Source organism: Mycolicibacterium monacense, assembly GCF_010731575.1.
GTDB lineage: Bacteria > Actinomycetota > Actinomycetes > Mycobacteriales > Mycobacteriaceae > Mycobacterium > Mycobacterium monacense.
Genome location: NZ_AP022617.1, coordinates 5,268,870 through 5,291,489 on the forward strand (window position 1 = coordinate 5,268,870; position 22,620 = coordinate 5,291,489).

Annotated in this window: 25 protein-coding genes; 9 read left to right on the forward strand and 16 right to left on the reverse strand. The window is 69.6% G+C overall.

Annotation, left to right across the window (positions count from 1 at the left end):
• Positions 1-5: 5 nt before the first annotated feature.
• Both G6N49_RS25265 and G6N49_RS25270 read left to right on the forward strand, forming a co-directional pair.
• Positions 6-1,010, forward strand: coding sequence for a PHP domain-containing protein (locus tag G6N49_RS25265; RefSeq protein WP_011857411.1), 1,005 nt, complete (start codon positions 6-8; stop codon positions 1,008-1,010).
• Between the two features lie 123 nt (positions 1,011-1,133).
• Positions 1,134-3,368 carry a catalase gene (locus G6N49_RS25270; RefSeq protein WP_011857410.1) on the forward strand — a complete coding sequence of 745 codons (2,235 nt, stop codon included), beginning with the start codon at positions 1,134-1,136 and terminating at the stop codon, positions 3,366-3,368.
• 3 nt (positions 3,369-3,371) lie between these two features.
• Here G6N49_RS25270 and dinB read toward each other — a convergent pair whose 3' ends face one another.
• Both dinB and G6N49_RS25280 read right to left on the reverse strand, forming a co-directional pair.
• Positions 3,372-4,595: a DNA polymerase IV gene (gene dinB / locus G6N49_RS25275; RefSeq protein ID WP_064917042.1), complete on the reverse strand. Its 1,224-nt coding sequence runs from the start codon at positions 4,593-4,595 to the stop codon at positions 3,372-3,374.
• A 24-nt stretch (positions 4,596-4,619) separates the two neighbouring features.
• Entirely contained in the window at positions 4,620-5,249 is a 630-nt protein-coding gene (locus tag G6N49_RS25280) for a TetR/AcrR family transcriptional regulator (protein ID WP_064874464.1), read from the reverse strand.
• A 76-nt stretch (positions 5,250-5,325) separates the two neighbouring features.
• On the opposite strand from G6N49_RS25280, the gene G6N49_RS25285 reads away from it, so the two are divergent.
• Complete coding sequence (locus G6N49_RS25285) at positions 5,326-6,795, forward strand: flavin-containing monooxygenase (protein ID WP_011857407.1); 1,470 nt, start codon at positions 5,326-5,328, stop codon at positions 6,793-6,795.
• 31 nt (positions 6,796-6,826) lie between these two features.
• Here G6N49_RS25285 and rraA read toward each other — a convergent pair whose 3' ends face one another.
• The 6 genes from rraA to G6N49_RS25315 form a co-directional block, all read right to left on the reverse strand.
• Positions 6,827-7,306: a ribonuclease E activity regulator RraA gene (gene rraA, locus G6N49_RS25290; protein ID WP_064917044.1), complete on the reverse strand. Its 480-nt coding sequence runs from the start codon at positions 7,304-7,306 to the stop codon at positions 6,827-6,829.
• The gene (locus G6N49_RS25295; RefSeq protein ID WP_064874480.1) at positions 7,303-8,058 is read right to left on the reverse strand and encodes a MerR family transcriptional regulator; all 756 of its coding nucleotides are present in this window, start codon (positions 8,056-8,058) and stop codon (positions 7,303-7,305) included. Before G6N49_RS25295 ends, rraA begins: the two co-directional genes overlap by 4 nt.
• A gap of 45 nt (positions 8,059-8,103) precedes the next feature.
• The gene (locus G6N49_RS25300) at positions 8,104-8,547 is read right to left on the reverse strand and encodes a hypothetical protein (protein ID WP_064874457.1); all 444 of its coding nucleotides are present in this window, start codon (positions 8,545-8,547) and stop codon (positions 8,104-8,106) included.
• A 69-nt stretch (positions 8,548-8,616) separates the two neighbouring features.
• Positions 8,617-9,546, reverse strand: a complete 930-nt coding sequence (locus G6N49_RS25305; protein WP_064917050.1) for a CopD family protein — start codon at positions 9,544-9,546, stop codon at positions 8,617-8,619.
• Positions 9,543-10,067 (reverse strand): copper resistance CopC family protein, encoded by a 525-nt coding sequence (locus G6N49_RS25310; RefSeq protein WP_064917045.1) that lies wholly within the window; start codon positions 10,065-10,067, stop codon positions 9,543-9,545. Before G6N49_RS25310 ends, G6N49_RS25305 begins: the two co-directional genes overlap by 4 nt.
• A gap of 19 nt (positions 10,068-10,086) precedes the next feature.
• A complete protein-coding gene (locus G6N49_RS25315) occupies positions 10,087-10,743 on the reverse strand; it encodes a DUF6474 family protein (protein WP_064917046.1) in 657 nt (218 codons plus the stop codon).
• 213 nt (positions 10,744-10,956) lie between these two features.
• Here G6N49_RS25315 and G6N49_RS25320 point away from each other — a divergent pair, with 213 nt between their 5' ends.
• The 3 genes from G6N49_RS25320 to G6N49_RS25330 are packed head-to-tail and all read left to right on the forward strand — an operon-like array spanning position 10,957 to position 13,586.
• Positions 10,957-11,925, forward strand: coding sequence for a hypothetical protein (locus G6N49_RS25320; RefSeq protein ID WP_064917047.1), 969 nt, complete (start codon positions 10,957-10,959; stop codon positions 11,923-11,925).
• Positions 11,926-11,943: 18 nt separating this feature from the next.
• Positions 11,944-12,435 (forward strand): ImmA/IrrE family metallo-endopeptidase, encoded by a 492-nt coding sequence (locus G6N49_RS25325; protein WP_011857399.1) that lies wholly within the window; start codon positions 11,944-11,946, stop codon positions 12,433-12,435.
• Entirely contained in the window at positions 12,432-13,586 is a 1,155-nt protein-coding gene (locus tag G6N49_RS25330) for a hypothetical protein (protein ID WP_064917048.1), read from the forward strand. Before G6N49_RS25325 ends, G6N49_RS25330 begins: the two co-directional genes overlap by 4 nt.
• Positions 13,587-13,629: 43 nt before the next feature.
• On the opposite strand, the gene G6N49_RS25335 is transcribed toward G6N49_RS25330, so the two are convergent.
• The 5 genes from G6N49_RS25335 to G6N49_RS25355 all read right to left on the reverse strand — a co-directional run bounded on the left by G6N49_RS25335 (position 13,630) and on the right by G6N49_RS25355 (position 17,012).
• On the reverse strand, positions 13,630-14,028 hold the full coding sequence (locus G6N49_RS25335) for a helix-turn-helix domain-containing protein (protein ID WP_011562422.1): 399 nt from the start codon (positions 14,026-14,028) through the stop codon (positions 13,630-13,632).
• Between the two features lie 403 nt (positions 14,029-14,431).
• Positions 14,432-15,139 carry a TMEM165/GDT1 family protein gene (locus tag G6N49_RS25340; RefSeq protein WP_011857397.1) on the reverse strand — a complete coding sequence of 236 codons (708 nt, stop codon included), beginning with the start codon at positions 15,137-15,139 and terminating at the stop codon, positions 14,432-14,434.
• A 258-nt stretch (positions 15,140-15,397) separates the two neighbouring features.
• The gene (locus tag G6N49_RS25345; RefSeq protein WP_011857396.1) at positions 15,398-15,931 is read right to left on the reverse strand and encodes a hypothetical protein; all 534 of its coding nucleotides are present in this window, start codon (positions 15,929-15,931) and stop codon (positions 15,398-15,400) included.
• 188 nt (positions 15,932-16,119) lie between these two features.
• Positions 16,120-16,743 carry a superoxide dismutase gene (locus G6N49_RS25350; protein ID WP_011562419.1) on the reverse strand — a complete coding sequence of 208 codons (624 nt, stop codon included), beginning with the start codon at positions 16,741-16,743 and terminating at the stop codon, positions 16,120-16,122.
• A gap of 125 nt (positions 16,744-16,868) precedes the next feature.
• Complete coding sequence (locus G6N49_RS25355; RefSeq protein ID WP_163647380.1) at positions 16,869-17,012, reverse strand: hypothetical protein; 144 nt, start codon at positions 17,010-17,012, stop codon at positions 16,869-16,871.
• A 575-nt stretch (positions 17,013-17,587) separates the two neighbouring features.
• On the opposite strand from G6N49_RS25355, the gene G6N49_RS25365 reads away from it, so the two are divergent.
• From G6N49_RS25365 to G6N49_RS25375, 3 genes are read left to right on the forward strand one after another with little or no spacing between them, the layout of a single operon-like run.
• On the forward strand, positions 17,588-17,938 hold the full coding sequence (locus G6N49_RS25365; RefSeq protein ID WP_011857395.1) for a rhodanese-like domain-containing protein: 351 nt from the start codon (positions 17,588-17,590) through the stop codon (positions 17,936-17,938).
• A gap of 22 nt (positions 17,939-17,960) precedes the next feature.
• Positions 17,961-18,989: a DUF4328 domain-containing protein gene (locus tag G6N49_RS25370; RefSeq protein ID WP_011857394.1), complete on the forward strand. Its 1,029-nt coding sequence runs from the start codon at positions 17,961-17,963 to the stop codon at positions 18,987-18,989.
• 4 nt (positions 18,990-18,993) lie between these two features.
• Entirely contained in the window at positions 18,994-19,824 is an 831-nt protein-coding gene (locus tag G6N49_RS25375) for a glycerophosphodiester phosphodiesterase (RefSeq protein WP_011857393.1), read from the forward strand.
• Here the strand turns inward: G6N49_RS25375 and G6N49_RS25380 are convergent.
• From G6N49_RS25380 to G6N49_RS25395, 3 genes are all read right to left on the reverse strand, one after another.
• Positions 19,821-20,366 (reverse strand): ferritin, encoded by a 546-nt coding sequence (locus tag G6N49_RS25380; RefSeq protein ID WP_011857392.1) that lies wholly within the window; start codon positions 20,364-20,366, stop codon positions 19,821-19,823. The genes G6N49_RS25375 and G6N49_RS25380 overlap by 4 nt on opposite strands.
• A 137-nt stretch (positions 20,367-20,503) precedes the next feature.
• On the reverse strand, positions 20,504-21,802 hold the full coding sequence (locus tag G6N49_RS25385; protein WP_407665050.1) for an LCP family protein: 1,299 nt from the start codon (positions 21,800-21,802) through the stop codon (positions 20,504-20,506).
• Between the two features lie 31 nt (positions 21,803-21,833).
• On the reverse strand, positions 21,834-22,613 hold the full coding sequence (locus G6N49_RS25395) for a CPBP family intramembrane glutamic endopeptidase (RefSeq protein ID WP_064874448.1): 780 nt from the start codon (positions 22,611-22,613) through the stop codon (positions 21,834-21,836).
• Between the last annotated feature and the right edge of the window lie 7 nt (positions 22,614-22,620).

Below are 22,620 nucleotides of genomic sequence, written 5' to 3' on the forward strand. Positions count from 1 at the left end.
GGGACATGGACCCCGTGACCGCGCTGCGCCAGATCGCGTACTACAAGGACCGCGCCCGCGAGGACTCTCGACGGGTGATGGCCTACCGCAACGCCGCCGACGTCGTGGAGCGGCTCACCGAAGCCGAACGTGACCGCCACGGCGCCGCCGATTCGTGGCAGTCGCTGCCCGGAATCGGGCCCAAGACGGCGAAGGTGATCGCGCAGGCGTGGGCCGGCCGCGAACCCGACGTGCTCATCGAATTGCGGGAGAACGCAGTCGATCTCGGCGGCGGTGAGATCCGCGCGGCACTCAAGGGCGATCTGCACGTGCACTCCAACTGGTCGGACGGGTCGGCGCCGATCGAGGAGATGATGCTCGCCGCCCGCGACCTCGGGCACGAGTACTGCGTGTTGACCGACCACTCACCGCGGTTGACCATCGCCAACGGGCTGTCCCCGGACCGGCTGCGCAAACAGCTCGACGTCATCGACGAACTCCGGGAAAGCGTTGCACCCCTTCGCATTCTGACCGGCATCGAAGTCGACATCCTCGAGGACGGCTCCCTCGACCAGGAGGAGGAACTGCTCGAGCGCCTCGACGTCGTGGTGGCCAGCGTGCACTCGAAACTGGCGATGGACGCCCCGGCGATGACACGCCGCATGCTCAAGGCCGTCGCCAATCCGCACACCGACGTGCTCGGCCACTGCACCGGGCGGTTGGTCACCGGAAACCGCGGAATCCGGCCTGAATCGAAATTCGACGCCGAGAAGGTGTTCACCGCGTGCCGCGACAACGGCACCGCCGTCGAGATCAACTCCCGCCCCGAACGGCGGGATCCCCCCACCCGGCTGTTGAAGCTCGCGCTCGACATCGGTTGCGTGTTCTCGATCGACACCGATTCGCACGCGCCGGGTCAGCTGGACTTCCTCGGCTACGGCGCACAACGGGCGCTCGACGCCGGCGTGCCCGCCGAGCGGATCGTCAACACCTGGCCCGCCGACGATCTGCTGGCGTGGACCTCCTCCTGAAATCCCACATGGCGGTCCGCCGCGTTTAGCCACCCCTGCGGCAGGGAAAGGCGGGGGGACGCGTGAGCAGGGGCCGTTTCGGCGCGCCCCGCTCAGCGACCGAGCTGAAACGAAGGGGACCCCATGGCGCAAGATCGCGGAGCCAAAGAGACCATCAAGAGCGTCGTCAAAGATGCCAAGGACAAGGTCGTAGAGGCCGCCGAGCGGCTGCAGCAGCACAGCCCGAGCTACATCCCCGGCGCGCCCGGACCGGAGAAGCCGACCTTCGAGGAGCCGACCGCCCCGCGGGAACCGCTGCCCCCCAAACCGGATCAGGGCGGACCCGATCTCCGCACGGCCACCGGCCTTTCCGTCGGCGGTGGGCAGACCGCGCGCGGACAGCAGGGCGAGTACCTCACCACCGCACAGGGCGCGCGACTCCACGACACCGACCACTCACTGAAGGCGGGCGAACGCGGCCCGACCCTGCTGCAGGACCACCACCTGCGCGAGAAGATCATGCATTTCGATCACGAGCGCATCCCGGAGCGTGCGGTGCACGCCCGCGGGGCGGCGGCACACGGCGTGTTCCGCGGTAACGGCGCGGCCGAGAAGATTTGCAAGGCGGGCTTTTTGAGGTCCGGCGCCGAAACCGATGTGTTCGTCCGCTTCTCCACTGTGCTCGGGTCGCGCGGATCGGCCGACACGGTCCGTGACACCCGCGGATTCGCCACCAAGTTCTACACCGACGAGGGCACGTTCGACCTCGTCGGCAACAACATCCCGGTGTTCTTCATCCAGGACGGCATCAAGTTCCCCGACGTCGTGCACGCTGCCAAACCGCACCCGGACCGGGAGATCCCGCAGGCCCAGAGCGCGCACGACACCTTCTGGGACTTCGTGTCCCTGCACACCGAAGCCCAAGCGCACACCATGTGGAACATGTCCGACCGCGGCATCCCGCGGTCCTTCCGGATGATGGAGGGCTTCGGCGTCCACACCTTCCGGCTCACCGGACCGGACGGGTCGACGTCACTGGTCAAGTTCCACTGGAAGCCGCGACTGGGCGTGCACTCACTGGTCTGGGAAGAGGCGCAGATCGCTGCCGGGATGGACCCCGACCTGCACCGCCGCGATCTGGCGGATGCGATCGAAAAGGGCGCCTACCCCGAGTGGGATCTCGGTGTACAGGTGATGCCCGACAACCCGGACCAGATGTTCGAGGGCATCGATCTGCTCGACCCGACGAAGATCGTGCCCGAGGAACTCGCCCCGGTGCAGGTGATCGGCACCATGCAGCTCAACCGCAACCCCACCAACTTCTTCGCCGAGACCGAACAGGTGGCCTTCCACCCGGGCCATCTGGTGCCCGGTATCGACGTCACCGACGATCCGCTGCTGCAGGCGCGGTTGTTCTCGTACCTCGACACCCAGTTGACCCGGCTGGGCGGACCGAACTTCGGTCAGATCCCGATCAACCGTCCGCACGCGCCCGTCAACGACATGTTGCGCGACGGGTTCCACCAGCACGGCGTGCACCCGGGTGCCGCGCCGTACCGGCCGAACTCGCTCGACGGCGGATGCCCGTTCCTCGCGGGCGTGGACACCGGTGCGTTCATCGAGGCGCCCGCCGTGGTCGCCGAGTCGACGAAGGTCCGCGCCGCACCGGCGTCCTACGACGACCACTTCTCGCAGGCGGCGATGTTCTACCGGAGCCTGAGCCCGGTCGAGCAGACCCATGTCGCCGAGGCGTACACCTTCGAGCTGGGCAAGTGCTACGAGCAGACGATCAAGGAACGCCAGCTCGCCGTCCTGGCCAACATCGACGCCGAACTGTGCGCGACGGTGGCCGCAGGTCTGGGTCTCGAACCGCCCGCGCCCACGGTCACCCCGGCCGAGCCGGCGGTGCTCAGCCCGGCGGTGTCGCAGGTGGGCAAGACCTGGCCGGTGGAGGGCCGCAACATCGGCATCCTCACCGGACCGGACTCCGACAACGGCGTCGTGGCGGCGGTGGTCGAAGCGCTGGGGGCGGCGAAGCTGGTGCCCCTGGTGATCGCCGCGCACGGCGGGACCCTCGACCACGAGGGTGGCAGCATCCCGATCTCACGCACGTATGCGACCGCGCGTTCGATCGAGTTCGACGGCCTCGTCCTCGCCGGCTCGCCCGCCACCGTGCAGGCGAAGATCCTCGTCGACGAAGCGTTCCGGCACTTCAAGGCGCTCGGCGTGCTCCCGCAGGGGACGGATCTGCTCGCCTCGTCCGGCGTCAACACCGATTCCGAAGGCGTGCTCAGCGCGTCGGACCCCGCGGGCCTGACGTCGGCGCTGCTCGAGAGCCTCGGCGAACACCGGGTGTGGGGCCGCGTCGTCCCCGCCTGACGGTCAGTCCGGCAGCATCGGCATCTCCAATCCGGGATCGCGCCCGAGCAGCACCCCGCGGGTGACGGCGGCGTTGCCGTAGCGGGTGCGCACCTCGTCGACCGCGGCGTCGAGCGCGCCCGCATCGGGCGCCTGCCCGAAGGGCAACTCGAGCTGCTGGGCGCCGTCGCAGTCGATGTTGGACACCGCGAAACCGATCAGCGTGAGCCCGCGCTCGGCGATCACCGGGGCCGCCGCCGCGACCAGATCGCGTGCGGCGGCCAGCACGGCGTCAGTCGACGCCGTCGCGCGCGGCATGGTGTGTGAGCGGGTGACGCGGCTGAAGTCGTCGAAGCGCAACCGCAGCACGACCGTGCGGCCGGTGCGACCGGCGTTGCGCATCCGGCGGGTGATGCGGTCGATCAGGTTGACCACCACGGCGTCCACCTCGGCGGCCGTCATGGCGTTGCCGCGGCGGCCCAGCGCCCGCTGCGCCCCAACCGAGCGGCGCCGGACGCCGGTGACCACCCGGCGCCGATCGATGTTGTGCGACAGCGCGTAGAGCTGACGGCCCATCGCGCCACCGACCATCGCGCTCAGCGTCGACTCGCCGAGTTCGGCGACGTCGGCGACGGTTTCGATGCCGTGCGCGCGCAGCTTCGCGGCGGTCTTCTCGCCGACCCCCCAGAGCCGCCGCACCGGCAGCGGATGCAGGAAGGCCAGCTCGCGGTCCGGCGGGACCAGCAGCAGCCCGTCCGGTTTGCCCTCCTGGCTGGCGACCTTGGCGAGGAACTTCGTCCGCGCGATCCCGACGGTGATCGGCAGCCCGACCTCCTCGCGCACCCTGGCCCGCAGGCGCGCGCCGATCGCCACCGGTGTGCCCGAGACCCGGCCGAGGCCGGAGACGTCGAGGAACGCCTCGTCCACCGAGAGAGGTTCGACGAGCGGGGTGGTGTCGCGGAAGACCTCGAACACGTCGGCGCTGGCCTGGGAGTAGGCGGCCATGCGCGGCGGGACGACGACCGCCTGCGGGCACAGCCGCCGCGCCTGGTGGCCGCCCATCGCGGTGCGGACGCCGTAGGCCTTGGCCTCGTAGCTGGCCGCGAGCACCACCCCGCCGCCGACGATGACGGGCCGGCCGCGCAGTGCGGGATCGTCGCGCTGCTCGACCGAGGCGTAGAAGGAGTCGAGGTCAGCGTGCAGGATGCTGGCCTGCGCATGACCACGAGCCGGAGCCGACACGAACATATGTTCGCATGAGGGTCCGACGTGTCAGCGGCATTCCCCGTACACCGCACACGTCCACACGTGGACGAGCGAGTCGAGGACCCGGTCGGGCGGGATGCCGGGTGTCTCGGCGGCGAACGCCGCGAGCAGGGTGCGCTCGTTCATCAGGTTGAGCGCGGTGGCGATGTCGCGGGCGGGCAGCGTCTGCGGGGCCGCGCCGCGCCGGCGTTCGGCCTCGATGGTCGCCGCGGTGAAATCGATCCACTTCTGCATGAACTTCGCGAAGACGTCGCGGACCTCGGCGTTGTCGGATCCGGATGCCGCGACGGTGACGCCCCGGTGGGCGCCGAACGTATCGAAGAACACCTTGATGCCCGGCCGCCACACGTCCTCCGACGTCGCGTTGGAGGCCGCGTTCTCGAGTGCCGCATCGGCCTCCCGGATGACCCGCTCCCACAGCGTCAGCAGCACCGCTTCCTTGGAGCCGAAGTAGAAGTAGAAGGTGGGGCGGGAGATGCCCGCGCCCTTGGCCAGGTCGTCGACGGAGATCTCGGCGAACGGGCGGGCCTCGAGGAGTTGTTCGGCGGTCGCCAGGATGGCCTGTTCACGGTCGTCGCCCGACGGGCGGGCCGACCGGCGGCCACGAGAGGCGCGGGCCTGGCTGGCGGTGGTCACGCCGGATACTTTACACGCCGTCGAAATTCTCAACACACTGTTGACGATGTCGACGAGGTGTTGATAGCTTGACACCATGACCGAATTTGTCGACGTAGTGATCATCGGAGCCGGGATCTCCGGCATCAGCGCCGCATGGCATCTGCAGGGCCAGAACCCCGACAAGAGCTACGCGATCCTGGAACGGCGCGACAAGCTCGGCGGCACCTGGGATCTGTTCAAATACCCGGGCATCCGGTCGGACTCGGATATGTACACGCTCGGCTTCCACTTCAAGCCGTGGGCGACCGACCAGAGCATCGCCGACGGCGCGTCGATCTGGAACTACCTCAACGAGGCGGCCACCGAGAGCGGCATCGACAAGCACATCCGGTACGGCCACAAGGTCGTCGCCGCGAACTGGTCGGACGCGGACAACCACTGGGAGCTGACCATCGAGCGCGACGGCGAGCGCACCGCGCTCAACGCCGGGTTCCTGTGGGCGTGCAGCGGCTACTACAACTACGACAAGGGCTATTCGCCCGAGTTCCCCGGCGCCGACGACTTCGCGGGCACGATCGTGCACCCGCAGCACTGGCCGGAAGACCTTGACTACCAAGGCAAGAACATCGTCGTCATCGGCAGCGGGGCCACCGCGATCACACTGATCCCCGCGCTGATCGACACCGGCGCCGGCCACGTCACGATGCTGCAGCGCACGCCCACCTACATCGGCACGCTGCCCGACAAGGACTCCTTCGCCGCGCGCGCCTACCGGCTGCTCCCGGAGAAGCCCGCGTACACGGCCGTGCGGTGGAAGGCCATCCTGCAGGCCATGAGCCAGTACCAGATGGCCCGCATCTTCCCGACGATGTTCCGAAAAGCGTTGCGCAAGATGGCCGAACGCCGGCTGCCGGAGGGCTACGACTACGACCGGCACTTCAGCCCCAGCTACCGTCCGTGGGATCAGCGGGTGTGCCTGGCCCCCAACGGCGACATCTTCAAGGCGATCCGCAAGGGTAAGGCCGACGTCGTCACCGATGCGATCGAACGGTTCACCGCCGACGGCATCCTGCTGAAGTCGGGGGAGCAGCTGAAGGCCGACATCATCATCACCGCAACGGGTTTGAACGTGCAGTTCTTCGGCGGCGCCGACGTGCTGCGCAACGGCGAACCGCTCGACCTCGCCGATACGGTGGCCTACAAGGGCATGATGCTCTCCGGCATCCCGAACATGGCGTTCACGTTCGGCTACACCAACGCCTCGTGGACGCTCAAGGCCGACCTCACCTCGGAGTACGTCAGCAGGCTGCTTTCCTACATGGACGAGAAGGGTTACGACACCGTCGAACCGCGCGATCCGGGCGATGATGTCGAGCGCCTGCCGTTCGTCGACCTGACGTCGGGTTACATCAAGCGCGCCCTCGACAGGCTGCCCAAGTCCGGCGGTAAGGCACCGTGGCGGTTGAAGCAGAACTACCTGATCGATCTGCGGGTCATCCGCAACGGCAAGATCGACGACGACACGCTCGCCTTCAGCAAGCACCAGGCGCCGGTCACGGTCTGATCCGCTCGACTGCACAGTGGGCGGGCAGAAGCTACGGCGTGACGATGACGATTCCGTCGTCGTCGCTGTAGGCGACGTCGCCCGGCGTGAACGTCACGCCGCCGAACTCGACGGGGACATCCCGTTCGCCCGCACCGGTTTTCGTACTCTTGCGCGGGTTGGTGCCCAAGGCCTTGATCCCGATGTCGAGGGTACGCAGCGTCAAGGCGTCCCGGACGGCGCCGTTGATGATCAGCCCGCTCCACCCGTTGTCGCGGCCCAGCGCGGCGATCACATCGCCGACCAGCGCGGTGTGCAACGAACCGTCGCCGTCGATCACCAGCACGCCGCCGTCGCCGGGTTCCGACAGCACCGATTTGAGCAGCGCGTTGTCCTGGAAGCACCGCACCGTGGTGACCCGCCCGGCGAATTCCGGTCGCCCGCCGAATTGGCGAAGCTGCAGATCACAACTGCGGACGTCGGGTCCGATGTCGTCGACGAGGTCGGCGGTGGCGCGCGGTTCGATGGTCACCGCTCGATGCTAGCGACGACCACATCGTGCAGATACCGGGCCAGCCCCGGCTCGCGGTCGTCGTAGTGGCGGGTGAAGCGTTCGTCGGCGAGGTACATCTGCACCAGGCACAGCTGCATCGCGTCGTCGCAGTCGTAGAACCGCTCGATCGAGGCGCGGTGCCGCGCGGCGAGTCGATCGGCCTCCGGGCTGCCCGGCGCGATCCCGTCGCGTTTCGCCGCCACGAGGTCGGCCAGCAGCGCCTCGCCTTCGTCGCGGACCTCGATCCAGTCCCGCTTGCTCATCCGGGCCGTGCGCTGCCGGGACTGGCGCCAGGCCTCGGTGTCACCCCAGCGCTGTTGCGCCTCGGCGGCGTGGTCCTCGGTGTGCACGACACTGCCGAAGATCTCGACCTGCTCCTGGGCGGTGAGCTGGATTCCGTCGCGGTGCGCGTTCATCAATTCCTCCACTGCCTTGATGGTGTGCCGGATGCGGTCGGCGCGTTCGTGCAACAGCTCGAGCTGACGTTCGAGCCGGGCGACGACGTCGACCTGCGGATCGTCGAGCAGCGTGCGGATCTCCTCGAGTGGCAGGCCCACCGACCGGAACACCAGCACGAGGTGCAGTCGTTCGACATCGGCGTCGGTGTACCCGCGGTACCCGGCCGCGGTGCGGACGCTGGGCACCACCAGACCGATGTGGTCGTAGTGATGCAGCGTGCGCACCGAGACACCGGTGAGCGCGGCGACCGTACCGACCGTGCTGGCTTGCATGTACGCCACCTTGCACCCTGACGTGGCGTCAGGGTCAAGGGAAAATCAGCGGCGGCGGGCGACGAGCACGGCGAGCAGGACGAGAACGGCGGTTGCCACCGCGGCGGCCAGCGGCAGCCGGGACTGATCGGGGCCGTCCACGGGGACGGGCGAAGGACCGGCCACCGGATTGCTGGCCGTCGCGACCGCGGCCTTCGCCTGTGCCGCGGCCTCTTCGGCGGCGGCGGTCACGTCACCGTCGGCGGTGACGAGGTCCGCAGGGGAGGGCGGCGGCTGCTTCTTCGGCGGCGCGGTGTTCTTCTTGGCGGGTGCCTTCTTGACGGCCTTGGCGGGCGCCTTCTTCGCGGCGGCCTTCTTGGCCGGAGCCTTCTTCGCCGGGGCCTTCTTGGCGGGTGTCTTCTTCACCGGAGGCGGTGTCGCGGCCGACGGCGGTGTCGGTTCGGCGGGGGTGTCGGACTGCTCGTCGGACCCATCAGGGCGGTCTGCCATCGACGCTGCTCCTTCGCGGTTTTCGGGTTCGGCGACAGTGGGTCCATCATGCCAGGCGCGCGCGGCGGGTCATCCGGTGACGGCCAGCGCGGCCGCCAAGGTCAACGCGACCGTCATACCGCCCAGTTCCAGCAGCGACCTCGTCCGCGACAGACCGGCGCTGGCCCGGTGGGTCCGCGCCGCCGGCAGCCAGCGGCTCCGGTTGCGCCACGCCAACGCCGTCAGCGCTGCCGTCACCAGCAACTTAGCCGTCAGGATCCTGCCGTAGCCGGTGGCGACGAGGTCCGCCGGGGCGCCGACGACCGCGAGCGCACCGCCGACACCGGCCAGCACCAGCACACCGACACAGCCGAGCGCCAGGGCGGAGAACCGCGGCAGCACCCGCGCCCACTGCCCGCGGTGGGCCACCGTCACCAGCAGCCCCACCAGCGCACCGCACCACAGGCCGGCCGCCACCGCGTGCACCGCGACCGCGACCCCACCCAGCGGGCTCACGGTGAGGTGCCCGGCCAGCGTGCGCGCCGCCAGTCCCGCCGCGGCGATACCCGTGGTCGCGAGTGACACCGAACCCGAGCGTGGCGCCGACACCGCCACCGCACACACGGCCGCGGCGGCGACCGCGCTGACCGCGCCGGCCCGTCCGGCCGCGGTGTGGGTGACGAACTCCACGTAGGTCTGCACCCCGACGGTGCCGACCGGCAGCGCCGCGGTCTGAGCGCTGACCACGACCAACCGCACGAGTTCGGTGAGCAGCCACACGGCCGCGCTCACCGCCAACGGCGCGGCCGCCGCCCGGGACAGTTCGTCGCGGTGCCGGCCGGTGTCGAGCAGGGGCACGACGGCGAGACCGAGCGTCACGGCGGCGGCGCAGTCCGCCGCCGCTCGGACGGCGGTGAGGCTCAACGCGTTGTCGGGGCGGCCCAGCGCCCACGCCGCCACCGACGTCGCGGCGACGACACCGATACCGCCGACCGCCGCACGCAGGTGCGACGACGTCACGTACGGCGTCGCGCCGCCCACAACGCGGCCGCCCCCACGGCGACGCAGGCCCCCACGATGAAGGGCCACACCGGCGGATCGTCGGCCGGCGCGGTGGGGGGTACGGGCGCCGCGGCCGACGGACCCGGTGTGCCGGTGCCGCTGACGGTGAGCTCGAACGCCCAGGAACCCGTGACGACGTGGCCGTCGGCGGACGTCGCGCGGTAGTTGACGGTGTAGGTGCCCGACGGGCCCAGCGGGCGCAGGTCCACCGACACCACCGTGTCCTGAACCTCTGGTCCGCCCGTCGACCACAGGTTTCCGTCCGGGCCGACGACGGTCATCGCGGCGAAGGCCGGTTGCATGGCCTCGTTGAACGTCGCGCTCACCCGGGGCGGTGACTCGGTCAAGGTGGTTCCGTCGGCCGGATCGGTGGCGATGACGGCCGCGTGGGCGGAGGCCACCCCGGCGCCCATCAGCGGGAGCGCGACGAGCAGGACCGCCGTGACGGCGACGGCCAACCGGCGCACAAGTGTCTGCATGCGACAGGTCCCTCGCGGATCAGGCCACGCCGAGACGGGCCATCAGGTCGGCGTCGATCCCGTCGAGTTGTTCGGCGATCGCGGCGTGAGCGGTCCGCCGGCGCGCGGTCGGCATCTTCTCGGCGGCCGCGACGGCCGCGGACAGCTCGCCGAGGCGCTCGGTGATCGCGGCGACGAACTGCTTGGTCTCCGCATCCTTCGGCTTCCTCTGTCCGACCAGCCGCACCGACTGCTCGGCACCGGCGATTCGCGCGGACAACTGGGCGCCGTGCCCGGAGAACTGGCCCAGCTGGCTCAGCGGTACGCCGAGCCGCTGGGCGCGGCGCTCGTCGGCGTAACCGCGGGCGGCCACCGACGCGCGGTACACCAGCGGCACCGCGATCGGGGCGAGGAGCCGGGCCACGGTCAGCGTGCGGCGGATCCGGCCGGGGGAGAAGAACTTGCCCTCCTGGGCGGCCTTGAGTTGCATCTCAGCAACCTTGAGGGCGGCACGGTCGCTTTCCCGCTGTGCGCGCAGCTGGGACTTGAGCGCCCGCGTCTCGGCCTTCTGCTGGGACTTGTACCGACGGGCCTCGTTCTTCGCCGAGAGCCTGGCCTCCAGCTTCGCCTTGGCCTTGATCGCGCGGGCCTCGGCTCGGCGGGTAGCGCGGCTTTTGCGTCGCTTGAACAAACCCATTCCCCGCTGCCCTCCGGTCCTCTGTTCCCCAGCCGCTGCGCGTGGCCGGTGCGGTGCAGTCCAACCCTAGCGGTCGGGCGGGTCCCGGCGACGCCCGCGCCCTGTCACGGTGGGCTGATTCAACTCACTAGCAAATGCGCGGCCACTATTGTGCGAGAATCGTCGCAACGGTTTGAGAACTCCGGGCTGACCGGTTTGAGGGGCGGTGACCAGGTGGGATCGCGGGTACGCGTCGCCGCGTCGGCCGCCGTGGTGGCGGCCGGCATGTCCCTCGCGGGCGTGGGCGGGGCGATGGCGCTCGCCGAGCCCGACGATGGCGGCGCCGCTCCCGTCGGCGCGGGGACCGCCGCCGATTCACCCGGCGATGTCGATCGGCTACCGGACGACCCCGAGCGCACGAAACCGGCTGCGAGCCAGTCGAATCCGGAGGAGGAGCAGTCCGGGACGCCGGGTACCGGGCAGTCGGGCAGCTCGATCCCGGAGCGCACGACCCCGCCGACCAAGTCGACGGAGACGAGCACACCGACGCAGACCACCCCGTCGACGGAGACCACCGCCTCGACGACTTCGTCCCCCACGACCTCACCACCGACGACGACCTCGACACCGACGACGACTTCGACACCGACGACGACCTCGACGGTCGTTCCCGCACCCGGTGACACCGGCAGCGACCACGACGGGCCCGAAGGGATGCCGCCCAAGCTCGACGAGCCGGGACCGATCGCACCGAGCGTGATCGACGCGGCACCGGGTCTGCCGGTGGTCGTGCCGATGGCGCCGATCGCCGTCCCGGTTCTCGTCGTCCCGCCCGTCGGGCTGCCGTCGGTGCTGGGAGCGGGCGCCGCGGGTGGCGGCGGTGGTTCGGGCGGTGGCGCTGCGGCCGCACCCCGGGGACCCGCACCGGAAGCCCCCGCGCGCGTCGCACCCCCGCAGCAGCCGTCGGTCCGCCAGCCCGAGGTGCCCGTCCGAAGCGGCGACCCCGCCGCGGTGCCCGCGAGCTTCCGCGCCGGATACGGCGAATACCTGCGCACCGCCGGTGTCATGCAGGTCGCCGCCGTCGCCGTACCGGGCGCCGCGGGCATCCTCATGCTCACCGGACTCGGCGGTCTCGTGGGATACCGCCAGGCCAGGGCCGGACTGGCACTGCGCACCGAGAGCATCGCGCGGTTCATGAACTAGCCGTCGGGGAGGGGAGACATGCCGACGAGTCGCACGGTCACACGCGCCGTCAGCGCTGTGCTCGATCTGGCACCGCGACGCGGTGAGGTCTCGTTGCCCCGTCTGGTGCAGGCGGTCAGCGCCGAACGTGGGCGGCCGATCGACATCAAGACCGCCGAACTGCCGCCCGGGGTGTGCGGTCAGTGGCGTCAGTACGCGGACCACGACGAGTTCCTGATCCAACAGGGGTTGCCGGCCTGGGATCGCACCCTGGCCCACGAACTCGGACACCTGGTGCTCGGGCACGAGGGCATCGGGGTCGTCCAGGCCGCCCGGCAGAGCACCGAGGTCGCGAGCTCCGAGCTGATCGGCTACATGCTCAACCAGCGGACCGGCTGCATGGGACCCAGCGGGGAGGACGCCGAACAGGATGCAGAGGATTTCGCGGCCCTGCTGATCTACCGGCTCGGCCGGCTGCCCTGCGACCGCTCGTCGATCGTGCAGATCCGCCTCGGAGAGGCGTTTGGTTGATCGTCTGGGGTATCGCCGGACTGCTCGGCTTGGCGACCGGGCTGCGGATCGGGTGGGCCCTGGTCAACAAGCAGTCCCTCGTGAGCACCGCCATGATCTTGGCGCTCGGAAACCTCGCGGCGGTGGCGGCGCTGAACTGGCAGCCACTGACCCTGCTGGTCGACACGGTGCTCAAGTGGCCGAACATCGCGGTGGCCCTGAGTCAGGTGGCGCTGATCATGTGCGCGGCGGGCAGTTGCGTGATGATCACGACCGTCGCCTCCGCGCGCACCCCGTCGGCGACACGCGGCATCGCGGTCGCGCAGTACGTGCTCGCGGGGATCGTCGCGGCGCTCAGCCTGGTGTTGTTCTTCGCCGGCGGTAAGCAACCGGAGATGGCGCCCCAGGAGTACCTGCGCCGCACCCTCGGTGCGAGCGGTACCTCCGCTGACATCTCGTGGCTGCTGCCGTTGATCTACGTGCTGCTGGCGATGTCGCTGGTCATGTGGTCGGGATTGCGCCACTCGAGCCGCAGCCGCCGGGGCCGGGCCCTGTTCGTGTTCACCGTGGGCATCGCGCTGATCCTGGTGGTGGCCGCGCTGTTTCTGCTCCGCCTGTTCGGCGTCGTCGACTCGATCGGCGTGGGCGCCGGTGCCACCCTGCTCGGCTGCGCCATGGTCACGGTGGCCGTAGGGGCGCTGCTGCCGAGTGTCGAGGACTGGTTCGGTGCTCGCCGCGAATTGCGGATCATCGATCCGCTGCTGATCGAACTCGGCCGCCGCCACCCCGATGTCGGCATCGGAGTCCGACCGCACGGCCCGCTGGTCTTCCGCGTCGCCGAACGGATGTCGCTGATCTCCGACGCGCTGTTCCTCGAGGCGACGAGCGCCCGCATGCCCGTGGACGCGCGGCGCACCCCCGGTGATCAGGGCGAGCAGGAGGCGCGTGACGACGGACTCCCCGCGCCGGGCGTGACACCCGCCGAACAGGCGCGGGCGATCGCGGAGTGGATCCACGCGAGCCGTGAGGGCTCAGCGGATTCCGGCCGGCGGCGATTCCCCGGATTCGAGTGGCTGCGTCAACCGGAGTCGTACTCGGACCGGGAGTGGATACTCGCCATCGCCCGGCAGTACCGGGCACTGGACCGCGAAAACGCGGGCACAGCACGCTGAGGCAAACACCGGTCGCTTCGCCGCCCGCCGCCGCAGTGGGAGCTCAGTCGTCGAGATTTTCCTTACGGCGCAGTTCATCGACCTTGGCGACGATGTCCTGCTGCGCCTCGGGTGACAACCCGACCGTCCGCGCGGCGATCCGGCGGACGCCTTCGTCACGCATGTTGGCCAGCCACGTCAGTTCCTTGTCGAGCTTCTCGTAGTACTCGTCGTCGGTGAAGTAGGCCGGCTTGATCCGGAAGAAGTTGGCCAACGCCGCCATGGTGGCCTGCGAGGGGTTGGTGCGATTGCCCGAACGCAGCTGTGACAGGTAGGGCGCCGACATCGTGATGCCCTCCGCCTTGAGCGCACCGATGACCTCGGCCGACGTGTGCGGTCCCCGGCCTGGCGGATAAACCGTGTCGAATAGTCGGTTCAGCCGGGCGGCGAACGTCTTGCTCATCGTATTGACCTCCACATGTGACGAGCGGGCGAAAGGGGCGGCGTATTTGCTGACCATCGTAGCGAGACTTATGCCCTCATCCAAGTGCAAACCGCCCTATTGTTCGTGTCGGCTCGCTCACCTGGTTGATGAAACCGCTTGGATCAGCAGGTTCGCCGAAATCAGGCCTCGGAGAACCATGACCGGAAGCAAATAATAACGGTTCCGTAGCATACGCTGTGCTGGACCCCCTCTCAGGTGGCTCCCAGCAATCGTTGTTGTCAACCGCGGGCAGATCCGGGCCGCTCTCGCGTCGAAATCGCACGTCTGCCGAGGTGCACCGACCGGGACAGGGCGGGCGGGCGGCCCGCAGAACCGACGGACGGGCGGCGATCCGCCGCCCGTCGCAGATAGCCAGTCGCAGCTAGACGGTCTCGGACGTCGATTCGTGCGGCGTCGCCGACGCGGCCCGCAGCCGCCTGGCGCGTACCGTCCGCACGACGGCGATCAGCAGTACGACGGCCGAGACCCCACCGGTCGCGGCCAGCGCCACGACCCGCCACCCGAGCGCGGCGTCGAACAGCATCCAGAGGCCGAACAGCAGGAACAGCACGCTGGCCATCGCGTGGAGAAAGCCCTCGGGTAGGCGTTTGTGCAAGATTGCCCCGACGACGATGGCAACCCCGTCGGCGAGCACCATGCCCACCGTCGCGCCGATCCAGACACCGATGGGGTCACGGTCGCTGGCCAGCGCCACCGTCGCGAGCATGGTCTTGTCGCCGAGTTCGGCGAGGACGAAGGACGACACGATGGCGGGCACGACGAACCGTGGTTCGGCCACCCGGACGTCGTCGTCGCCGCCGGCGTTGCGACCCTCGCGCCAGGTCCACGCGGCGAACAGCAGGAAGGCGATGGCCGCGGCGAACGCGATGGGCTTCTCGGGCAGCGTGAGCCCGAGGAAGTGGCCGATCGCCACCGACAGCCCGTGGACGAGCACGGCGGCGATACCGACGCCGGACAGCACCACCCACCAGCGGTGCCGCAGCGCATAGGTCATGGTGATGATCTGGGATTTGTCACCGAGTTCGGCGACGAAGACCACTGCGAGGCTGACCAGGACGGCACCGAGCATCGAGCACACCTTTCGACACGTCGCCGAGGCGTACGCGAGTACGCGACGGCGTCTGAGTCGAAGGTCTCGCCCACCGAGGGTGCGGTTCGCCGGCCGGGCCCGAAGGCCAGTATGTCGACACGACGATTAGGGGCTACTCCCCTTCGCTGACTTCTTCGACCATAGCGGCGTGTTCTCCGGTGCGCCAGCGCCACAGCCGTTTTCGGACAGCCGTATTCTCCGGTTCGGAAAGTAGTGTTCGCCGGGTTCCGGGGCCCGCTACGCGGCGAGCAGCATGGCCAGCACCGCGGTGTCGGGATGGCTGATGGGGTCGACGCCCACTCGGCTGACCATCGACGTGACGGTGCCGTCGGATTCCGCCTCCACCCAGGCGGCCCGGTGCTCGAGGCCGAGATGGGGTAGGCCCGGCAACAGGACACAACCCGATGCGGCGCCGTTGCACTCCGGCAGCGACGGGGTGGTCTCAGACGGCGGATGCAGCATCAGCAGGGCGGGCGGCTGGCGCTCGGCGAAGTAGCCGGGCGGCACTGCGGCGTCCCCGACGACGGTGCCCTCGGCGAGCACCAGCCCGACGGTGCCCGGTTCCGGTTCGTCGGGCAGCTCCTCGCGCACACCGAAAATCGTTGTGGTGGAGAGTAATCCGGGTAACGATGCGACGCGGACGGCGACGGTCAGCAGCTGCGCCCACTCCTTGGTGGAGTCGGGCCAGCGCCCCGAGACGACGAAGCCCTTGAGTGAACCGCCGGAATGGAATGGGGCGACTTCGATCGCCCGACCGGACCCTGTCTCCATATCGCCTCCGAGACATCGGTGTTCGTGGACCGACACGCCTGTGGGCCGTGTGAAACAGGATGCTGCAGTGGCGTGCTGGCACACAAGACGACACGAGTGCTAACGGGTGGTGAACCCCCGGGGACGAAAGCGGGGCGCCGCGCGAAATCGCGCGGCGCCCCTCATCCGAGCCTGGCGAAAGACCGGTGTCAGCCGACGATGATGCCGCTGGCCGAACTCGTCGCCTTGGCGAACCGGTTCTGCACGTCCTCCCAGTTGACGACGTTCCAGAACGCCTTCACGTAGTCGGCCTTCACGTTCTTGTACTGCAGGTAGTAGGCGTGCTCCCACATGTCGACCTGCAGCAGCGGGATGATGCCCAGCGGCACGTTGGCCTGCTGGTCGAACAGTTGGAAGGTCAGCAGCCGCTGGCCCAGCGTGTCGTATCCGAGAACCGCCCACCCGGAGCCCTGCAGGCCGTTGGCGGCGGCGGTGAACTGGGCGCGGAAATTGTCGAACGAACCGAACGCGTCGTCGAGCGCGGCGGCCAGCTCACCGGTCGGCTTGTCGCCACCGTTGGGGGAGAGGTTCTTCCACCAGATCGTGTGGTTGACGTGTCCACCCAGATGGAAGGCGAGGTTCTTCTCGTTGAGGAAGATCGCGGAGTGGTCTCCGGACTCCCGCGCCTCGGCCAGCTTGGACAGCGCGTCGTTGGCGCCCTTCACATACGTCGCATGGTGTTTGCTGTGGTGAAGCTCGTTGATCTGCCCCGAGATGTGCGGTTCGAGGGCGCCGTAATCGTAATCAAGATCGGGCAAGGTGTATTCAGCCACAAGGTTCCTTCCTCAGCAGTGATTGATGGAGCTCGACATCCTCGACATCGATGTCAACCTTGCTCCATAGCAGCGCGCACCGCAAGGATGCGCGTCCACCTACACCAATACCCGACGCCGAGACGTCAGAACAGAACGATCAGGGCGAGGATGGCGAGCAAGACGAGGGCGATGACGCCGGCGCGCAGACAGGCCATCAATTGGCTGCGGGTGTACACGCTGGCCGATGTATGCCACTCCGACGGCGGCACGGCCGAACTGCCTCCCATTGGATGAGACGACATCAGAGGCCCCTGACCTGCACGAACAATATAAACCCCCAGTGAGATCAATCACATACAACCGTGTGACGCCGATCATAACCGCTAGGCCACCGAGGAGGAAATCGGGTCGGCGCCGACGGTGGTGAACGGCCGTCCTCCGACGTCAGGGGCCGGATCGGCCCGCCGGTGCCGGTTCCGGATCCGGGGTTCGGATCGTCGTGCGGTCAACTCGCGCGCCGCCACCCGGCGCGTCAGCCACCGGACCCAATCCTGGACCACCCCGGCGTGTCGCACGGGCGCTCGCGCGATCCGCTGGCACACTCGATCTTCCGTGCCAGGGGGTCCGGCCCGGGACCTGGATTAGTGCCGCTAAGCATTTCGCTCGGCGGTTTCGTTACCGGCATGTGACCTTTGCGCGTACTCCCGGTTTATCCACAGTTTCATTCAGCAAGCGCACAGTTCGACGAGCGCTTATCCGATCGGATGCGGATAGCGCCTGTGGATGAACCTGTGGAAACTGTGGATAGATTCACGATTGCTGTCCTCGGAGGGGTACGCCACGTGGACGGCGGCGTGACAGCATGGGGCGCATGGATGACGTCGAGGTGACACAGGCCGAGGTGGCCGAGCTCCCCACCGCGTTCGACGGGTCGGCGTTGCTGCTCGACGTGCGCGAAGACGACGAATGGCAGCAGGGACACGCCGTCGGCGCGCTGCACATCCCGATGGGGGACGTGCCGTCGCGCCTCGCCGAGGTCGATCCGGAAGCCACCGTCTACGTGATGTGCCACGCCGGCGGCCGGTCGCAGCGGGTCGCTCAGTACCTGGTCCGCAACGGGTACCGGGCCGTCAACGTCAGCGGCGGCATCCTCGCCTGGTCCGCCGCCGGCCGGCCGATCGTCACCGACGGCGGTGGCGCAGGGAACGCGTGATCAGCGCCGCTAGGCTGGTCGGATGATCCAGGTGTGTTCCCGCTGCGGAACGCGGTGGAACGTGCGTGACCGCGAGCGGCACGTGTGTCCGCGGTGCCAGGGCGCGTTGATGGCGCCGGCCGCGGTGCCCACCCCGGGTGCCGAGTGGAGCGCCCGCCAGGTCCGGCCCGGCGCCGCCGGCGCCCCGCCGCGGCTGCCCGCCGGCTACCGCTGGATCGCGGTCCGACCGGGTGCCCCGCCCCCGCCCCGCGCGCGCCGCCGGCCGCTCGGCCCGACCCCGCGCTACCCGACCATCCCCCGGTGGGGCCTCGTCGAGCACTTCGACACCGTCGACCCGTCCGCGGCCGAGACCCGGACCGGCCCGTCGACCTCGGCGGTGCGTACGACCCTGCTCATCACCATGGGGGTGCTCGGCGCCGCGGCCGCGGTGCACGCGCTGCGCTACCTGCTGCTGCTGATCAACCGCACCGTGCTGCTCAACCCGATCGTGGCGGGCGCCGCCACCTGGCTGGCCGTCGCGTTGAGTGTCGCGGCGGCGTTCCTGGTGGTCGGCAGCATCGTGCTGCTGACGAACTGGCTGATCGCGCGCCGCGGCGCGGCCTACGCCTACCGCGGGCAGTCCGATCCGCGCGACGCGCTGCGCCTGCGGCTGGGCTGCCTGGTGCCGTTCGTGAACCTGTTCTTCGCACCGGTGTACGTCCTGGAACTGGCCGGGGTGGAGAGCCGGACGTCGACGCTGCGCAAGCCGATCATCGTGTGGTGGATCCTGTGGGTGCTCAGCACCGTCGTCTCGGTGTCCTCGATCGCCACCAGCTTCACCACCGACCCCCAGGGCATCGCCGACAACACCATGATCACGACGATCGCCTACCTGACCGCGTTGGCCACCCTGCTGGTCGCGTACCGGGTGGTGTCCGGATTCGAACAGGCGCCGGTGTCCCGACCGGTCCACCGGTGGGTGATGGTGCCCGACGACGCTCAGGACGCGCAGCACCCCGAGGGCCAATCGGCCCGTCCGGTTGAGTCCAGCGGGCAGAACCCGGCAGCATAGGGTCATGAACCCGGATGACGGCGCGCTCGGCGGTCATCCGTTCGTCGTCGCGCACCGCGGGGCCTCGGCCGATCGCCCCGAACACACGCTGGCGGCCTACGAGCTGGCCCTCAAGGAGGGTGCCGACGGGGTCGAGTGCGATGTCAGGCTGACCCGCGACGGCCATCTGGTGTGCGTGCACGACCGGCGCGTGGACCGCACCTCGTCCGGCACCGGCGTGGTCAGCGAGATGACGCTGGCGGAGCTGCGCGAGCTGGACTTCGGGTCGTGGCACGCCAGTTCGCGACCGGATGCGGGCCCCGACACGACCGACCTGCTGACGCTCGAGCGGCTGGTCGAGCTGGTACTGGACTGGCACCGGCCGGTGAAGCTGTTCATCGAGACCAAGCATCCGGTCCGTTACGGGGCGCTCGTGGAGAGCAAGGTGCTGGCGCTGCTGCACCGGTTCGGTATCGCGGCACCGGCGTCGGCCGACCTCTCGCGCGCGGTCGTGATGTCGTTCTCGGCGGCCGCGGTGTGGCGGATCCGACGCGCCGCCCCGATGCTCCCGACCGTGCTGCTCGGTGACACGTCGCGGTATCTCGGGGGCGGCGCCGCCACCACCGTGGGCGCGACCGCGGTGGGGCCGTCGATCATGACGCTGCGCGAACACCCCGAACTCGTCGACCGGGCCGCCGCGCAGGGCAGGGCGATGTACTGCTGGACCGTCGACCACTACGAGGACGTGCGCTACTGCCGCGACCTCGGCGTGGCGTGGGTGGCGACGAACCACCCGCGCCGCACCAAGGACTGGCTGCAGAACGGGTTGACCGGCGCCGCCGGCACCGATCGTTAGAGAGCGCCGCCCGCCGCCCGCGGGGCCGCCGCATCGGCGCCCGCGCCCGACAGGTCGCGGGCGACGAAATCCTCGAGGTGGAAGAGGTTGGCGCCCGCCCGCTCGGCGATACGGACCAGCGTCGTCATCTGCGCGACCTCCTCGACCTGCTCCTTGAGGAACCACTGCATGAACTGCTCGCCGAGGTAGTCGCCCTCCTCGCGGGCCACGCTGGCCAGCCGGGTGATCTGTTCGGTGACGGTGCGCTCCAGATCCAGTGCCAGGGCGAGCGCGTCGCGCGGGGAGTCGAAGCGGTTGCACACCTCGTCGACGCCGGGGATCTCGATCTCGACGTCGCGGTCGATCAGGTACTGCACGAGCATCATCGCGTGGTTGCGCTCTTCGACGGACTGACCGTAGAAGTGCTTCGCGAGCTGCGGCAGATCGGCGCCGTCGAAGTACACCGCGATCGCGATGTATTGCTGAGCGGCGGTGAACTCGCTGCGGATCTGCTCCTGGAGGAGTCCGTGGAACTTGGTGTCGAGTGCGCCGAATGTCGTCATGGCCGCCACAATATAGCAGGTCAGAGGGCATTGTCAGTGAAGGAGGACCTTACTGAGGGAAGGGTTTCCTAACGGCGAGCTGTCGATGTGTGACGGTGGCAACAGTTTCGGGCGCATTTGCTGAGGACAGGCGGCCCTCAGCCGCCCGGTGTGGTGTCGAGCACGTCGGCGGGGATCGGCGTGTCGGTTGACAGCGCGTCGAAGAGGCGTCCGGCGGCCTCGCTGTCCCAGACCACGACGGCGCCGGCGCCGCCGTTGGTGAACTCCCCGATGGGCACCGTCGTGGTGGTCAGATCACCGCGCAGCGCCCAGCCGAGCCGGGCGAGATCCCATACGTGCGCACCGGTGTCGACGGTCAGCGCGCCGCCGGCCGCGCTCGCCATCGGATACCAGCGCAGCGGGTTGAGCAGGACCGCCGGGCTGGCCGCGCGGTGCAGCAGCGCGGACATGAACTCCCGCTGGTGGGTCATCCGGTCCAGATCGGCGCGCGGGGTGGCGCGGGTGCGCACGAAGCCGAGCGCATTGCGCCCGTCGAGTTCCTGACATCCGGCGGGCAGATCGATCCCGGCCAACGGATCGTTGATGGGCTCCGCCGGGCACATCGTCACGCCGCCGACGGCGTCGACGACCGAGGCGAATCCGTCGAATCCGACCTCGGCGTAGTGGTCGAGGCGCATACCGGTGGCCTGCTCGACGGTCTGGGCGAGCAGCGGCGCGCCGCCCAGCGCGAATGCGGCGTTGATCTTGTCCTCGCCGTACCCGGGGATCGGCACATAGGAGTCGCGCGGGATCGACACCATGGTCGCGGGTGCGCTCGAGGTCAGGCCCGGAAGGTGGACCAGCATGATCGTGTCGGTGCGCCCGTTGCCGACGTCACCGCCGGTGGCCAGTTGGGCCTGCTGTTCGGCGTCGAGGCCGGCGCGGCTGTCGGAGCCGACCAGCAGCCAGGTGGTGCCGCGACCGGCGGCCGGCCGGTCGGGGTAGGCGGCCAGGGCGGGGATGCGCTGCAGTGATGTGTCGACCCACACGGTCAGGCCGACCAGCGACACCACCATGACGAGCAGGACGGCCATGATGATTCGGCCCCAGTGGCGTTTCCGGCGGGGCCGGGCGGCGGCGGGCGGACCGGGGGGCCGGACCGGCGAGCGGGTGGGCGGCCGCGGCGGTGGTGGTGGCGGTGCTGACCTTCGGGGTGGCGCCGACGGCCCCGGCGGCGGTTGACGACGGGCCTGCGGCGGCGGGGGAGGGAGGCGCTGTTCCCAGGCCGGCGGCGGAACCCGCGGGGGCGGAACCCGAGGCGGCGGGCTCGGGGGGTTCGGCGGCCACGCCGGCGGCGGACGGTGACCGGGATCGCGGCGGATCACCTGCGACGGCTCACGCGGCGGGTTCGGCCGTCTCGGGTCGGGCCCGCCGCCCACGGGCCGATTGGGGTTCACAGCGAAAAATGTACGTGCCCGACCCGCCGGATCACTGAAGCCAGCCGAGGTGGCCGGCCAACAGTGCGTATCCGACGAACGCCACCGCGTCGATCAGGGTGTGCGCGATGATCAGCGGCCACAGCCGTCCGGTGCGGTGCCAGTAGTAACCGAACACCAGCCCCATGGCCGCGTTGCCGAGGCCCGCGCCGAAGCCCTGGTACAGGTGGTACGCCCCGCGCAGCAGGCTGGCCGCGACGATCGCGACGACCGGGTTGACGCGCAGCTGACGCAGCCGGGTCAGAAGGAACCCGACGACGATGATCTCCTCGGCCCAGCCGTTGGCGAACGACATGGCCAGCAGCACCGGGATGCGCCACCAGGTGTCGTAGAGCTCGGCGGGTTCGACCGAGGCGTTGATCCCCAGGACCCGGGCCAGCTGGTAGAAGGCCAGCCCGGGCAGTCCGATGAGCGCGGCCAGCCCGAGCCCGCCGAGCAGGTCGGGGCGCATCCGTGGACGGGCCAGGCCGATCTCGGGCAGGCGGAATCCGCTGCGCCACAACAGGTAGACGCCGAGCGCGCCCCAGGCCAGGAGCTGAAAGACGCCGGCGAGGTTCAGCCCGAGGTCGAGCAGGTCGTAGGTGGACCGACGCGGGTTGAGCGCCACCACCTGACCGGACAGGCCGAGCAGGACGGCCTCGAGGAGGCGCAGCAGCGCGGTGTACGCGCTGAGGCCGAACGTGACGGCCAGGACGATGGCGATCTCGATGCGGATCGCACGGCGTTGTCCGTGGTCCAGCAGGTCGGGCAACTCGTCGGACGGCCGGCTCACCGCCCAT